The 13,419-nt window shown below is 68.6% G+C and carries 13 protein-coding genes and 1 tRNA gene; 11 read left to right on the plus strand and 3 right to left on the minus strand.

Translation table 11 applies throughout. The features are described 5' to 3' along the window. The first annotated feature begins 95 nt into the window (after nucleotides 1-95). From HMPREF1529_RS11980 to HMPREF1529_RS12000, 5 genes are all read left to right on the plus strand, one after another. On the plus strand, nucleotides 96-869 hold the full coding sequence (locus tag HMPREF1529_RS11980; RefSeq protein WP_005050163.1) for a hypothetical protein: 774 nt from the start codon (nucleotides 96-98) through the stop codon (nucleotides 867-869). Between the two features lie 146 nt (nucleotides 870-1,015). Beyond that, nucleotides 1,016-1,798, plus strand: a complete 783-nt coding sequence (locus tag HMPREF1529_RS11985; RefSeq protein WP_005050165.1) for a DeoR/GlpR family DNA-binding transcription regulator — start codon at nucleotides 1,016-1,018, stop codon at nucleotides 1,796-1,798. Next, on the plus strand, nucleotides 1,795-2,742 hold the full coding sequence (locus HMPREF1529_RS11990; RefSeq protein ID WP_005050166.1) for a 1-phosphofructokinase family hexose kinase: 948 nt from the start codon (nucleotides 1,795-1,797) through the stop codon (nucleotides 2,740-2,742). Before HMPREF1529_RS11985 ends, HMPREF1529_RS11990 begins: the two co-directional genes overlap by 4 nt. Nucleotides 2,743-2,780: 38 nt before the next feature. Beyond that, on the plus strand, nucleotides 2,781-4,814 hold the full coding sequence (locus tag HMPREF1529_RS11995; protein ID WP_016465021.1) for a PTS fructose transporter subunit IIABC: 2,034 nt from the start codon (nucleotides 2,781-2,783) through the stop codon (nucleotides 4,812-4,814). 41 nt (nucleotides 4,815-4,855) lie between these two features. Beyond that, complete coding sequence (locus HMPREF1529_RS12000; RefSeq protein ID WP_016465022.1) at nucleotides 4,856-5,128, plus strand: HPr family phosphocarrier protein; 273 nt, start codon at nucleotides 4,856-4,858, stop codon at nucleotides 5,126-5,128. A 68-nt stretch (nucleotides 5,129-5,196) separates the two neighbouring features. Here the strand turns inward: HMPREF1529_RS12000 and HMPREF1529_RS12005 are convergent, their stop codons facing one another. Further along, nucleotides 5,197-5,835, minus strand: a complete 639-nt coding sequence (locus HMPREF1529_RS12005; protein ID WP_036283727.1) for an MBL fold metallo-hydrolase — start codon at nucleotides 5,833-5,835, stop codon at nucleotides 5,197-5,199. A gap of 120 nt (nucleotides 5,836-5,955) precedes the next feature. Here HMPREF1529_RS12005 and HMPREF1529_RS12010 point away from each other — a divergent pair. After that, a tRNA-Glu gene (locus HMPREF1529_RS12010) sits at nucleotides 5,956-6,031 on the plus strand. A gap of 62 nt (nucleotides 6,032-6,093) precedes the next feature. Here HMPREF1529_RS12010 and HMPREF1529_RS12015 read toward each other — a convergent pair. Both HMPREF1529_RS12015 and HMPREF1529_RS12020 read right to left on the minus strand, forming a co-directional pair. Further along, nucleotides 6,094-7,218: a DUF4349 domain-containing protein gene (locus HMPREF1529_RS12015; protein ID WP_005050174.1), complete on the minus strand. Its 1,125-nt coding sequence runs from the start codon at nucleotides 7,216-7,218 to the stop codon at nucleotides 6,094-6,096. Then, the gene (locus tag HMPREF1529_RS12020; protein WP_016465024.1) at nucleotides 7,215-7,778 is read right to left on the minus strand and encodes an RNA polymerase sigma factor; all 564 of its coding nucleotides are present in this window, start codon (nucleotides 7,776-7,778) and stop codon (nucleotides 7,215-7,217) included. Before HMPREF1529_RS12020 ends, HMPREF1529_RS12015 begins: the two co-directional genes overlap by 4 nt. A 220-nt stretch (nucleotides 7,779-7,998) precedes the next feature. Here HMPREF1529_RS12020 and HMPREF1529_RS12025 point away from each other — a divergent pair, with 220 nt between their 5' ends. The 5 genes from HMPREF1529_RS12025 to HMPREF1529_RS12045 all read left to right on the plus strand — a co-directional run bounded on the left by HMPREF1529_RS12025 (nucleotide 7,999) and on the right by HMPREF1529_RS12045 (nucleotide 13,410). Beyond that, entirely contained in the window at nucleotides 7,999-8,997 is a 999-nt protein-coding gene (locus HMPREF1529_RS12025) for a TerC family protein (protein ID WP_005050180.1), read from the plus strand. 150 nt (nucleotides 8,998-9,147) lie between these two features. Next, entirely contained in the window at nucleotides 9,148-10,593 is a 1,446-nt protein-coding gene (leuC, locus tag HMPREF1529_RS12030) for a 3-isopropylmalate dehydratase large subunit (protein ID WP_016465025.1), read from the plus strand. A 1-nt stretch (nucleotide 10,594) separates the two neighbouring features. Next, nucleotides 10,595-11,191 carry a 3-isopropylmalate dehydratase small subunit gene (gene leuD / locus HMPREF1529_RS12035; protein WP_005050185.1) on the plus strand — a complete coding sequence of 199 codons (597 nt, stop codon included), beginning with the start codon at nucleotides 10,595-10,597 and terminating at the stop codon, nucleotides 11,189-11,191. Between the two features lie 78 nt (nucleotides 11,192-11,269). Continuing rightward, nucleotides 11,270-12,628: a UDP-N-acetylglucosamine 1-carboxyvinyltransferase gene (murA, locus tag HMPREF1529_RS12040; protein WP_005050187.1), complete on the plus strand. Its 1,359-nt coding sequence runs from the start codon at nucleotides 11,270-11,272 to the stop codon at nucleotides 12,626-12,628. Then, nucleotides 12,625-13,410: a lysophospholipid acyltransferase family protein gene (locus HMPREF1529_RS12045; RefSeq protein WP_016465026.1), complete on the plus strand. Its 786-nt coding sequence runs from the start codon at nucleotides 12,625-12,627 to the stop codon at nucleotides 13,408-13,410. The genes murA and HMPREF1529_RS12045 overlap by 4 nt, the downstream gene beginning before the upstream one ends. The last annotated feature ends 9 nt before the right edge of the window (nucleotides 13,411-13,419 follow it).

A 13,419-nucleotide genomic window follows, 5' to 3' on the forward strand; every position in this document is an offset into this window, starting at 1 on the left:
GTCGAGTCTAATCGCGTTCACATGGGCGCTCTGTAGGCTTGCCTCGGCCGGGCCTGTAAAAACTTCGCTTGTCCGGCAGAAAGGTTGAATCCGTCATGGGTTACATCAAGAGCGCGGCTCTCGAGGAGACCGGTTACGTCGTCCTCGACCGCTACAACAACGAGATCGATCCGAAGGAATGGCTCGACGTCGAATACGTCGACTGGAAGTCTTCGGGCGACACTCGTTTCGCACCGCTGGCCTCGGCCAAGGGTGAGATCGAGTGCAACGGCTTCTGGAACCACAAGCCGCCGCGCACCGACAAGGACGGCGTCTGGATCGACTCGCAGACCGCCATCGCACCGACGCTGACAGCGCGCGCGATGGAGCCGGGTGCGAACGTCGGACGTTGCCGGATCATCGAGCTGCAGCCCAACACGTACGCGGACTGCCTCTACAACCTGCACCAGGACGACAACAACCGTCTGAACCCGGATGGCACGGGTTGGGTGGTGCGCGGGTTCTTCAACCTCACGGACGACACCACGAGCTACTTCGTGCTGCGTGAGAACCGCACCGATCCGAGCGAGGAGACGCGTATCGCGCTGCCGGCCGGCGCGCAGCTGATCGTCGACACGCAGCGGCTGTGGCACGCCGCCGCCCACTACGGAACCGAGCCGCGCTACTGCCTCATCACCTCGTGGGAGTCCGGCCCGGAGCTGGACGCCTACATCGCCAAGTACAACGGTGTGAACAAGGTGGACAGCTACCCCGTCGACCAGGAGACGCTGGATGCCGGTCAGATCGAACAGGAGCGTCGCATCGCCGCTCGCGCCGCCGCTCTGGCCGCACGCGGTCAGCAGGAAGTCACGGTGATGAGCGAGGCCTGAGCCTCGGCATCCCTCCGCGCGCCGCGCGGCAGAAGGGCCCCGGTCTTCGGATCGGGGCCCTTCTGCGCGTGATGTGGTTTTTCCCGGGCTGGTGTGTTGATGCGGCTGTGTTTGTGTTGTAACGTGTGGCTATTCAAGGAGGAACCGTGTACGCAACGGAGCGACAGCAGCTCATCGAGCAGCTGATCACCACTGAGGGTCGGGTCGTTGTCATCGATCTCGCCCGCCGCTTCGGCGTGACGACCGAGACGGTTCGCCGCGACCTCGATCAGCTCGAGTCGGCGGGCCTCGTGCGTCGCGTGCACGGGGGAGCCGTCGCCCGCACCCGCGTCAGTACCGCGGAGACCTCCTTCGTCGAGCGCACTCAGCGTCGCACCGATGCGAAGCTCGCCATCGCGGCGCGCGCGCTGGACGCCATCGGCACCCACGGTGACGGCTCGGTATACATCGACGCGGGCACCACCACGGCCGCGCTGGCGGGACTCTTGGCTCAGCGCGCCACGACGGCGCACCCGCTCGAGGTCGTCACGCACTCGATGACGGTCGCGCACCTGCTCGCCGGAGCGCCGGCGCTGAACCTCACGGCGATCGGCGGCCGCGTTCGCGGTCTGACGGCCGCCGCGGTGGGGGCGCAGACCGTCGATGCGATCTCGCGCCTTCGTCCCGACCTCGCCTTCATCGGCACGAACGGGCTGTCGGCCGCATTCGGGCTGAGCACTCCCGACCCCGACGAGGCGGCCGTCAAGCGTGCCGTCATCGCTTCGGCCCGCCGGATCGTGGTCCTCGCCGACGCGGAGAAGTTCGACGGCGAACTGCTCGTCTCCTTCGGCCGTCTGGCCGACCTCGACATCCTCGTCACCGACGCCGAGCCCCCTGCCGACCTCGTCGCCGCCCTCGGCGACGCCGATGTGGAGGTGTGGATCGCATGATCGTCACCCTGACCGCCAATCCGTCTCTCGATCGCACCGTGACGCTGTCCGACGCGCTGCGCGTGGGCGAAGTGCAGTCTGCACTCTCGGTCCGCGAGGATGCCGGGGGCAAGGGCATCAACGTGACCCGCGTGCTCGCCGGCTCCGGCGTCGCGACGCGCGCCGTTCTCCCGCTGGATGCCGACGACCCGTTCGCCGCCGTGCTGCGTTCCGCGCACGTGCCGGTTCTCGCGGTGCCGCTGCCGGGCACCGCCCGCGCGAACCTGACGCTCACCGACAGCGACGGCGTGACGACCAAGATCAACCTTCCGGGCGTCACGCGCACCGCGCAGGATGCGGCGACGCTCATCGATGCGACCGTGCGCGCGTCGGCAGATGCCGACTGGCTCGTGCTGGCGGGCTCGCTTCCGCCGGGCCTTTCGGAGGACTTCTACGTCGACGTGATCACCGCCGTTCGCGCCGCCGGAGCATCCGCTCCCCGCATCGCGGTCGACACGTCCGGCCCCGCATTGCGCGCGGTCGTCGAGCGCGGACGCCCCGACCTCATCAAGCCCAACGATGAGGAGCTGGTGGAGCTGGCCGGCGTCGCTCTGGACGCGGAGCTGCCGCTGCCCGAGGCGGTGCTCGCCGTCGCGCGCCAGCTCGTACCGACCCGCGTCGGGGCCGCCTTCGTCACGCTCGGCGGCGACGGCGCCGTGCTCGTCGACCCCGACGGCGCCTGGTTCGGTACCCCTCCGCCCACGCGTGTGCGCAGCACCGTGGGCGCGGGGGACAGCTCGCTGGCCGGGTTCCTGCTCGCCGACGTCGCCGGCGCTGCTCCCGACGAGCGGGTGCGCAGCGGCATCCGCTACGGGTCGGCGGCGGCCGCCCTGCCGGGAACACAGGCCCCCACCCCCACCGACCTCCTCCCCGGCGACGTGCCGGTGAGGCCTCTCGCCCTCTGAAAACCCACCCTGTACCCAAACGACCACTGGAGGTCACCGTGTCAGAGATCATCACGCCGGCGCTCGTCAGCCTTGACGAGTCGCTCGGCACCGACAAGCGGGCCGTCATCGACGCCCTCGCCGCCCGCGTGGCGGCGACGGGACGGGCGACGGATGCCGCAGCCCTCGCCGCCGACGCCTGGAAGCGCGAGCAGACCGACGAGACCGGCCTTCCGGGCGGCATCGCGATCCCGCACGCCAAGAGCGCAGCGGTGCGCGAGGCGACGCTGGCGTTCGCGCGGCTGAAGCCCGGCATCGACTTCGGCGCCGACGACGGCCCCGCCGACCTCGTCTTCCTCATCGCGGCCCCCGACACCGCCGCCGAGGAGCACCTGGCCGTGCTGTCCCAGCTGGCCCGCAGCTTCATGCGCGAGGACTTCACCGCGGGTCTTCGTTCGGCCGCGACGGCCGAGGACGTCGTCGCCCTCGTGACGGCCGCCGTCTCCGGCACCGCGGCACCGGCCGCGGCGCCCGCCGCCGCCGCAGCCGCGGACAGCGCGCACCTCATCGACGGGCGCCCCGCGCGCATCGTCGCGGTCACCGCCTGCGCCACCGGCATCGCGCACACCTTCATGGCCGCCGACGCGCTCACCGCGCAGGGCGGCAAGGACGGCATCGACCTCATCGTCGAGCCGCAGGGCTCGAGCGGATACAAGGCGCTCGACCCGAAGATCATCGAGGCGGCGGATGCCGTCATCTTCGCCGTCGACGTCGACGTGCGTGAGCCGCAGCGCTTCGCGGGCAAGCCCGTCGTGCGCGCGAGCGTCAAGCGCGGCATCGAAGCGCCGGCTCAGCTGGTCGCCGAGGCGATCGCCGCCGCGAAGAACCCGAACGCCGCGCGCGTGAGCGGTTCGGCGGCAGCGGCATCCACCGCGACGTCGGGTGCGGGGGAGTCGTACGGCGCGAGCATCAAGCGGGCGCTGCTCACCGGCGTCAGCTACATGATCCCGTTCGTCGCGGGCGGTGGTCTGCTGATCGCGCTCGGCTTCCTGCTCGGCGGCTACACGATCGCGTTCGACGCCGACAAGATCCTCGGCGCCTCCACCCTGTGGAACCTCGGTGACACCTCGCTCATCGTGTACCTCGGCGCCGTGCTGTTCAAGATCGGTGCGCTCTCGTTCGGCTTCCTCGTGCCGGCACTGGCCGGCTACATCGCGTACGGCATGGCCGACCGCCCCGGTATCGCCCCCGGGTTCGTGGCGGGTGCCGTCGCGGGCTTCATGGGCGCCGGCTTCCTCGGCGGCATCGTCGGTGGTCTGCTCGCCGGTGTCGCCGCACGTTGGCTGAACGGTCTGGACGTGCCGCGCTGGCTGCGCGGTCTCATGCCCGTCGTGATCATCCCGCTGCTCGGCTCGATCTTCGCCTCCGGGCTCATGCTGCTGGTCCTCGGCGGACCGATCGCGTGGCTGACCAAGGCGCTCAACGACTGGCTGTCGGGCCTGTCCGGCGCCGGCGTGATCATCCTCGGCATCATCCTCGGCCTCATGATGTGCTTCGACCTCGGTGGCCCCGTCAACAAGGTCGCCTACGCGTTCGCGACGGGCAACCTCGCCGCCGGCATCGCCGGTGACGAGCGTTACCTGCAGATCATGGCCGCCGTCATGGCCGCCGGCATGGTGCCGCCGCTCGCGATGGCCCTCGCCTCGACCGTCATCGACCGCAAGCTCTTCACCGAGCCGGAGCGCGAGAACGGCAAGGCGGCCTGGCTGCTGGGCGCGGCGTTCATCTCCGAGGGCGCGATCCCGTTCGCCGCGGCCGACATCTTCCGGGTCATCCCCTCCATGATGCTCGGCGGCGCGGTCACCGGTGCCCTCTCGATGGCGTTCGCCGTCACGAGCAAGGCGCCTCACGGCGGCGTGTTCGTCTTCTTCGCGATCGACAACTTCTGGCTGTGGCTCGTCGCCATCGCCGCGGGTACGGTCGTCGCGGCCTTCTCGGTCGTCGCTCTCAAGCGCTTCGCGCGCCGCGGATCGGCCGCCAACGAGGGTATGTCCGGCGCCAACGCGGTTTCTCCCGAAGCCGTCAGCGCCTAGGCTCGAAGACAGAAGAAAACGACCGATCCAAGGAGGATCCCATGGCAGAACGCCAGGCCACCGTCGCCAGCAGCTCGGGTCTGCACGCGCGCCCCGCGAAGCTCTTCGTGCAGGCCGTTCAGCAGACCGGCGTCCCCGTGACGATCGCGGTCGAGGGCGGTCCTGACCTCAACGCCGGCAGCATCCTCACGCTGATGGGACTCGGCGCCACGCAGGGCACCGTCGTCACGCTCAAGGCCGAGGGCGAGGGTGCGGATGCCGCGCTCGACTCGCTCGTCGCGTTCCTGGAGACCGACCACGACGCCGAGGCCTGATCGGCTCATACGAACGGATGCCGCGACCCTGGAGTGACCAGGAGTCGCGGCATCCGGCGTTTCGGGGGTCAGAGATCGATCGCGTCGCCGGGATCGAGCGGACGGAACCGTCCCCCGCCCTGTTCCGTGGCCCACTGCAGCCGTGCGCGGTGCATGTCGAGGCCGATGCGGGACAGCGTCATGTCGTGGGTCGCGAAAGCGTGCTCGGGGTGCACGGCGAGGACGAAGTCCATCGCCTCACCGACCTTCAGCCACGGAGCGCCGACCGGAGCGGCGAGCAACCGCACGTCTACCCCCTCGGGCGCCGAGAACGAATCGCCGGGGTAGTAGAACGCATCGTCGACCAGGACGCCGACGTTGTCGATGACCGGGATCGACTCGTGGATCACGGCATGCCGTCCGCCGAAGAAGCGGAGCGAGAAGGGCCCGACGCTCACGCTGTCGCCGGGGGTCACGACCGTGACGTCGAACTCCGCCGCCGCGTCCGCGACGCCCTGGGGCCCGTAGATGGGCACGGCGGGCGCGTGCTCGCGAATCCGGCGCAGGTGCTCGGGCGTCCAGTGGTCGGGGTGCTCGTGGGTCAGAACGACCCCCACTGTGCCGGCGAGATCCTGCAGCGGAAGAGTGAAGCTGCCCGGGTCGATGATGAGCTGGCTGCCCTCTCGCTCCAGGCGCAGGCAGGCGTGTTCGTGTTTGGTGACGCGCATGCCGTCAGTCAACGCCTGTCGTGCGATCCGGGCAAGCCGAGCGCGCATGCGAGCCTCGATTTGGCGAGGCGTCGATCGTCATGGCATAATCGAACGGTTGCTTACGCAGCGAAAAAGTACGGCCCCATCGTATAGCGGCCTAGTACGCCGCCCTCTCACGGCGGTAACGCGGGTTCGAATCCCGCTGGGGTCACCACGACAGAAGCCCGGTTCACATGGACCGGGCTTCTGTGCGTTGTCGACGGTTCGCGTATGCGGTCACGGATTCTCGACGGGACCGGCCGATGCGTTCCGTCGGCGGTGGCGACCCCGGCGCACGCGCACGATGAGCACCACAAGGGCCGCGATCACCGCGGCGACGCCGAGCCACGGGAGCAGGAATCCGATCGCGACGACGAGGGCGTTGAGCGTGGCGACGAGGCCGTTCCACCCGGCGGCGACGCCATCGCCGAAGCCGGCCGGGTCCGCGGTCACGGCCGGGGACGGCTCCACCAGAGAGACCGTGAGCGTCGACATCGCGACCTGCGACTCGGTCCAGGTCAACTGCTGACGCAGGGAGTCGAGCTCCGACTGGCGTTCGGAGAGGGCGGACTCAGCAGCGATGAGATCGGCCGTGGAGGTCGACTGCTTCATGAGGTCGGTCAGGCGCGCGACGGAGGTCTCCAGCGCACTGACACGAGCTCGAAGATCGAGGGTCTCGGTCGTCACGTCCCGCCGGTCGGTCTGCGATGCGGTGACGGTGCCGAGTGTGGACAGTCCTTTCACGACCTGTGACAGCGCATCGGCGGGAACCCGAACGGTGATCCAGGCGGTCGCCGGAGCGGGCATCATCTTGCCCGTGTCGGACAGCGGAGCGGCCGGTCGCCCGGGCGAAGTCCCCGTGCTCTGAGATTCGACGTATCCGCCGGCGTCAGCTGCCGCCGTCGCGATCGCCTGGGCCGCAGATGCCGCGTCCTGCACGTCCACGGTGGCGGACGCGCTCACGGCGATCTGCCGTTCTGCGGTGGTTTTCACGACGGAACCATCGGAGGCTGCTCCGCCGCCGGAGGAGTCTGCGCCGCTCATCCCCTCGGTGCGGGTATCCGGGGCGGTGGCGATCGCGCTGCCAGCGTCCAGAGAGACGGATGTCACAGACGACGCGCCCGAGGAACCGGAGAGTGCGTGCAGCACGGACGGTGCGATGATCGCGGCGACCGCGACCAGCGCCGCTGCGGCAGTGCCGCCCATCCAGAGACGTCCGCGGCGCACGGCGCGCACTCGGTCTCTCTCCGCCTTCTGCCACTGCGCGCTGCGTTCCTCGGCGATCTGGGCGAACAGCCGCTGCTCGATGACATTCACGCGGTCGTCGGCGAGCTCGGGCAGTGCGTTGTCTTCCGTGGTCATGACCCCTCCGAGGTGATGGTGGTGCGCAGCGAGCTGCGGATGCGGGAGAGGCGATTTCGGACCGCACCATGACTGACGCCGAGCCGGTCGGCGGCTTCGCGGTAGCCGTAGCCCTCGGCCGCGCACAGGCGGAAGATCTCCTGATCGAGTTCGCCGAGCGTCGACAGCTGGGCCGCGATCCGATCGGCGAGGTCGGCGTCGATGACCGCACGCTCGACATCGATCGTCGCCGGCAGGGTCTCGTCGACTCCTGTCGCCAGGTGCTCGCGGTCGCGCTTCTGACGCCGGACGCGGTTCGCGGCCTGGAAGCGGCAGATGGTGACGAGCCACGGCAGGAGGGATTCACTCTCCAGCTGCAGCCCGCCGATCTTGCGCCACGCCACGAGGAACGTCTCCTGCGTGACGTCCTCGGCATCCGTGGCCGTGCCCACCATCGCACGTGCCAGCGCATACACCGCACGTACGTGCGAGCGGTAGAGCGCGCGAAAGGCGAGGTCGCTGCCCGCGGCCGCCGCCGCGACCAGCTCCGCGTCGGTGCGCGCTCCGGAGTGGTCGGTCATGGTGTCCTCATCGTCTCTTACTGGGGGAGTGTCGGCGAGAGGAGGATCGTCTCAGAACACGCCGCGCCATGGATGCCGGTATCGTGGTCGCTGCGAGAGGGAGTATCCCGTTCTCGCGTGTCCGTCATCACGGGCCCGACGTCGGGACCCCGGGCACGCGCCGCAGCACCGCTGGCGGGGGAGAGACTTTCGACGTTTCGTCCTCCCTCGAAAGGCCTGCATGGACCTCCCCGTCTGGTTCGAGATCGGTTCGCTGATCGTCCTCGTCCTGATCCTCGTCGCCGACCTGACGCTCATCGCGAAGCGGCCGCACATCCCGACGCCCAAGGAGTCGAGTCTGTGGGTCGCCTTCTATGTCGCACTCGCGCTCATCTTCGCCGGGTTGATGTGGTTCTTCGCGGGTGGCGAGTACGCGGGTCAGTTCGTCGCCGGCTGGCTGACCGAATACAGCCTGTCGATCGACAACCTGTTCGTCTTCGTGCTGATCATGAGCCAGTTCTCGGTGCCGCGCCGCTACCAGCAGAAGGTGCTGATGGTCGGCATCATCATCGCCCTGGTCCTCCGAGGCCTGTTCATCCTCGCCGGCGCCGCCATCATCGAGCAGTTCAGCTGGGTGTTCTACATCTTCGGTGCGTTCCTCATCTACACCGCCTGGAAGCAGGCTTTTCCGGGCGGCGACCACGATGACGACATCAAGAAGGAGTCCTTCGTGGTGCGGCTGCTGCGTCGCACGGTCGACATCACCGACGATTACGACGGGCCGAAGGTTCGCACCGTGGTCGACGGCAAGCGGATGTTCACGCCGATGATCATCGTCTTCGTCGCGATCGGAATGACCGATCTCCTGTTCGCACTCGACTCGATCCCGGCGATCTTCGGCATCACGCAGAGCCCGTTCATCGTGTTCACCGCGAACATCTTCGCTTTGATGGGTCTTCGCCAGCTCTACTTCCTTCTCGGTGACCTTCTCGACCGCCTGAAGTACCTGCATTACGGCATCGCCTTCATCCTCGCCTTCATCGGCGTCAAGCTCATCGCGCACGCGATGCACGAGAACGAGCTGCCCTTCATCAACGGCGGGGAGAACATCTCGTGGGCTCCCGACATCTCGACATGGATGTCGCTCGGCGTGATCGTCATCTCGATGGTCGTGGCCACCGGTGCGAGCCTCGTCGCCGCGCGGCGGGACCGGCGCTTGGGGGCGACCGACGAGCCGTGACGATCCGGCGCCGATCGGTGCGGTGGTAGTCTGAGCCCGTGCGGATCGCTCGCCTTCTCCTTAGCCGCCGCGACGAGACCTCGTTCTGAGCCCTCTCTCGTCGCGGAGTCCGTCGCGGGCTTGATCCCCTTATCTGGAGAACGAGACAGCATGAGCACCACGATTCCCGACCGTCCGCGGACCCTGGCTGAGAAGGTCTGGGAGGACCACCTCGTCGTGAAGGGCGAAGACGGTCAGCCCGACCTCATCTACATCGATCTGCACCTCGTCCACGAGGTGACCAGCCCCCAGGCATTCGATGGTCTGCGCGCCGAGGGCCGTCCGGTGCGACGGCTCGATCTGACGATCGCGACCGAGGACCACAACACGCCCACGCTCGACATCGACAAGCCGATCGCCGATCTCACCAGTCGTACGCAGATCGAGACGCTGCGACGCAACGCCGACGAGTTCGGGGTGCGGCTGCACTCGCTGGGTGACAAGGAGCAGGGCATCGTCCACGTCGTCGGCCCTCAGCTGGGTCTGACGATGCCGGGCATCACGGTCGTCTGCGGCGACAGCCACACCTCGACGCACGGCGCCTTCGGAGCGATGGCGTTCGGCATCGGTACGAGCGAGGTGGAGCACGTTCTGGCGACGCAGACGCTGCCGCTGAAGCCCTTCAAGACGATGGCCATCACGGTCGAGGGAGAGCTGAAGCCGGGAGTGACCGCGAAGGACATCATCCTCGCCATCATCGCCAAGATCGGCGCGAACGGCGGCCAGGGCTATGTGCTCGAGTTCCGCGGCAGCGCCATCCGGTCTCTGTCGATGGAGGGTCGGATGACGATGTGCAACATGTCGATCGAGGCCGGGGCCCGCGCCGGCATGATCGCCCCGGACGAGACCACGTTCGCCTACGTCAAGGACAAGCCGCACGCTCCGCAGGGCCAGGACTGGGATGACGCCGTCGCCTACTGGCGGACTCTCCCGAGCGACGAGGGCGCGGTCTACGACGCCGAGGTCTTCCTCGATGCGAACGAGCTCGAGCCCTTCGTCACGTGGGGTACCAACCCCGGCCAGGGCGTCTCACTGAGTGACGTCGTGCCCGACCCAGCATCCTTCGCGGACGCCAACGAGCGCGCGGCCGCCGAGCGCGCCCTCGCGTACATGGACCTCGCCGCCGGGACACCGCTGAAGGACGTGACGGTGGATGCCGTCTTCATGGGCTCCTGCACGAACAGCCGCATCGAAGATCTGCGCGCCTTCGCCTCGGTCATCGAGGGCCGCCACAAGGCCGACGGCGTCCGCGTCATGGTCGTCCCCGGCTCGGCGCGGGTACGTCTGGAAGCGGAGGCGGAGGGGCTGGACAAGGTCTTCACCGCGTTCGGTGCGGAGTGGCGTTTCGCGGGGTGTTCGATGTGCCTCGGGATGAACCCCGACCAGTTGGCCCCCGGAGAGCGGTGCGCATCCACGAGCAACCGCAACTTCGAAGGACGCCAGGGCAAGGGCGGCCGCACTCACCTCGTCTCGCCGCTGGTGGCCGCCGCGACGGCCGTGCTGGGGCGGCTCGCCAGCCCGTCCGATCTGCCCGCCGTCGAGAAGGTCGAGGCCTGACATGGAGAAGTTCACGACGCACACCGGTATCGCCGCCGCGCTGACGCGGTCCGCGGTCGACACCGACCAGATCATCCCCGCCGTCTATCTCAAGCGCGTCACCAAGACGGGCTTCGAAGACGCACTGTTCGCCAACTGGCGTCAGGACCCTGATTTCGTCCTCAACCAGCCGGCGTTCGCGCGCGCCTCGATCCTCGTGGCGGGGCCGGACTTCGGTACCGGCTCGAGCCGCGAACACGCCGTCTGGGCCCTGCGCGACTACGGCTTCCAGGTCGTGCTGAGCCCGAAGTTCGCCGACATCTTCCGGGGCAATGCGGGCAAGCAAGGCCTGGTCACCGGCGTGATCTCCGAAGCTGACGTGGAGGCCATCTGGGCCCAGATCGAGGCGCAGCCGGGGATCGAGATGACGGTCGACCTTCTCGAGCGCACGGCCGTGATCGGCGAGCTCCGGGTCTCGTTCGAGATCGACGATTACACTAGGTGGAGGCTCCTCGAAGGTCTGGACGACATCGGGCTGACTCTGCGCAATGAGGACAAGATCGCGCAGTTCGAGGCGCGCCGCGAGGCGTGGCGCCCGCGGACGCTCCCCGTTCGCTAGGACGGATCGCGCCTTCACCGGCGCCGATCATCTGTCTTTCGCTTCCCCGTCCTCGACACACACTGTGAGGTCCGATCCATGAACACCCTTCTGAGCGCTTCGGCGTCGACACCCGCCGGAGGCGAGGTTTCGGTCCTCGAGATCCGCGGAGGACGGCCGCTGAAGGGGCGCGTCGAGGTGAAGGGCGCGAAGAACCTCGCGACCAAGGCGATGGTGGCGGCGCTGCTCGGGGAGACCGAGAGCGTGCTGCGCGATGTCCCCGACATCAGCGATGTGAAGGTCGTGCGCTCCCTGCTGGAGGTGCACGGGGTCACCGTCACCGATGAGGGCGAAGGGGTCCTGCGTCTCGACCCGCGCGGTGCGGTCTCCGCGCACATGGAAGAGATCGACGCGCACGCCGGCGCGTCCCGTATCCCGATCCTCTTCTGCGGCCCGCTGCTGCATCTGCTCGGGCAGGCATTCATTCCGGATCTCGGCGGATGCCGCATCGGCGACCGTCCGATCGACTTCCACCTCGACGCCCTGCGCGCCTTCGGGGCCACCGTCGACAAGCTGCCCAGCGGCATCCGGTTGTCCGCGCCGAACGGACTCAAAGGCGCGAACATCGCCCTGCCGTACCCCAGCGTGGGCGCGACGGAACAGGTGCTGCTGACCGCGGTGCGCGCGAAGGGCACGACCGAGCTGCGAAACGCCGCGATCGAGCCCGAGATCATGGATCTGATCGCCGTGCTGCAGAAGATGGGCGCGATCATCTCCTACGAGCCCAACCGCGTCATCTTCATCGAAGGCGTCGACACCCTTCGCGGCTACGACCACCGGAGCATCTTCGACCGCAACGAAGCCGCCTCGTGGGCGTGCGCGGCGCTGGCCACCGACGGTGACATCTTCGTCGGTGGAGCCAAGCAGCAGGAGATGCTCACCTTCCTCAACGTCTTCCGCAAGGTGGGCGGCGACTTCGACATCCACGAGGACGGCATCCGCTTCCGCCGCGGGGGAGCCCTGAAGCCCGTCGTCGTCGAGACCGACGTCCACCCGGGATTCATGACCGACTGGCAGCAGCCGCTCATCGTGGCTCTGACGCAGGCCGAGGGCGTCTCGACGGTGCACGAGACCGTCTATGAGAACCGGCTCGGCTTCACGCAGGCTCTGAACAAGATGGGTGCCGACATCGTCGTGCACCCCGAGGGCATCGCCAGCCCCGAGCGGCGCGTGGCGCGCCGCGCACTGGAGCAGGCCGCGGTGATCACCGGTCCGACGCCGCTGCACGGCGCCGACGTGGTCGTCCCGGACCTCCGGGGAGGCTACAGCTATGTGATCGCGGCTCTGGCTGCGCAGGGGCGCTCGCGCGTCGCGGGCGTCGACATCATCCGTCGCGGATACGAGAAGTTCCTCGAGAAGCTCACGATCCTCGGCGCCGACTTCGACGTCGTCGGATGACGGGCGCCGTCGGCCCGGCACGCCGCCGGGCTTCCGCTGAGAAGACGCGTCCTTCCGTATTCTGGCCACTCGCGGCGATCATCGTGCCTGCCGTCGGATGGTTCGCGAAGATCGAGATCACCGGCGCGGAGCACCTCCCGGCGGAGGGCCCCTACGTGCTCGCTCCGAACCACTACAGCGAGTTCGACCCGCTGATCATCGCCGTCGGCACGTGGCGAATGGGGCGCGCGCCGCGGTTCATGGCGAAGGAGAGCCTCTTCCGCGTGCCCGTGCTCGGAGCCGCCTTGCGCGCAACCGGTATGGTCCCGGTGGCACGCGCGTCGTCGTCGGCCGCCGCGAAGCAGACCCTTCAGCAGTCGCAAGACCTCGTGACCCATGGTCGCGGCGTCATCGTCTACCCGGAGGGCTCGCTCACGCGCGATCCCGACATGTGGCCGATGCGCGGCAAGACCGGTGCGGTGCGTCTCGCCCTGGCAGCCGGCGAGCCGATCCCCGTGATTCCGGCGGCGACCTGGGGTGTGCAGCAGATCCTCCCGCGCTACGGCAAGCTCCGCCTCTGGCCGCCGCGCCGCCGCGTTCGCCTCGCCCTCGGACCGGCGACAGACCTGTCGGCGTTCACCGGACCGGGTGCGACGGGATCGGCTAACCTCATCGCCGCCACCGATGCCGTGATGGCCGACATCTCGGCCCTGTTGGGCACGTTGCGCGACGAACAGCCGCCGACCGAACGGTGGAACCCCTCCGCCCACGGGCAGAACGAAACGGGTCGCCTTGACGCGTAGGGGCGAGTC

It is taken from the genome of Microbacterium sp. oral taxon 186 str. F0373 (assembly GCF_000411455.1).
Lineage (GTDB): Bacteria > Actinomycetota > Actinomycetes > Actinomycetales > Microbacteriaceae > Microbacterium.

Bases quoted from the DNA above. Each gene is read 5' to 3' on its own strand.
- murA (WP_005050187.1), top strand. From the start codon at position 11,270: ATGAACACCCTTCTGAGCGCTTCGGCGTCGACACCCGCCGGAGGCGAG.
- HMPREF1529_RS11980 (WP_005050163.1), top strand. From the start codon at position 96: ATGGGTTACATCAAGAGCGCGGCTCTCGAGGAGACCGGTTACGTCGTC.
- HMPREF1529_RS11990 (WP_005050166.1), top strand. From the start codon at position 1,795: ATGATCGTCACCCTGACCGCCAATCCGTCTCTCGATCGCACCGTGACG.
- leuD (WP_005050185.1), top strand. From the start codon at position 10,595: ATGGAGAAGTTCACGACGCACACCGGTATCGCCGCCGCGCTGACGCGG.
- leuC (WP_016465025.1), top strand. From the start codon at position 9,148: ATGAGCACCACGATTCCCGACCGTCCGCGGACCCTGGCTGAGAAGGTC.
- HMPREF1529_RS12045 (WP_016465026.1), top strand. From the start codon at position 12,625: ATGACGGGCGCCGTCGGCCCGGCACGCCGCCGGGCTTCCGCTGAGAAG.
- HMPREF1529_RS12005 (WP_036283727.1), bottom strand. From the start codon at position 5,835: ATGCGCGTCACCAAACACGAACACGCCTGCCTGCGCCTGGAGCGAGAG.
- HMPREF1529_RS12025 (WP_005050180.1), top strand. From the start codon at position 7,999: ATGGACCTCCCCGTCTGGTTCGAGATCGGTTCGCTGATCGTCCTCGTC.
- HMPREF1529_RS12015 (WP_005050174.1), bottom strand. From the start codon at position 7,218: ATGACCACGGAAGACAACGCACTGCCCGAGCTCGCCGACGACCGCGTG.
- HMPREF1529_RS12000 (WP_016465022.1), top strand. From the start codon at position 4,856: ATGGCAGAACGCCAGGCCACCGTCGCCAGCAGCTCGGGTCTGCACGCG.
- HMPREF1529_RS12020 (WP_016465024.1), bottom strand. From the start codon at position 7,778: ATGACCGACCACTCCGGAGCGCGCACCGACGCGGAGCTGGTCGCGGCG.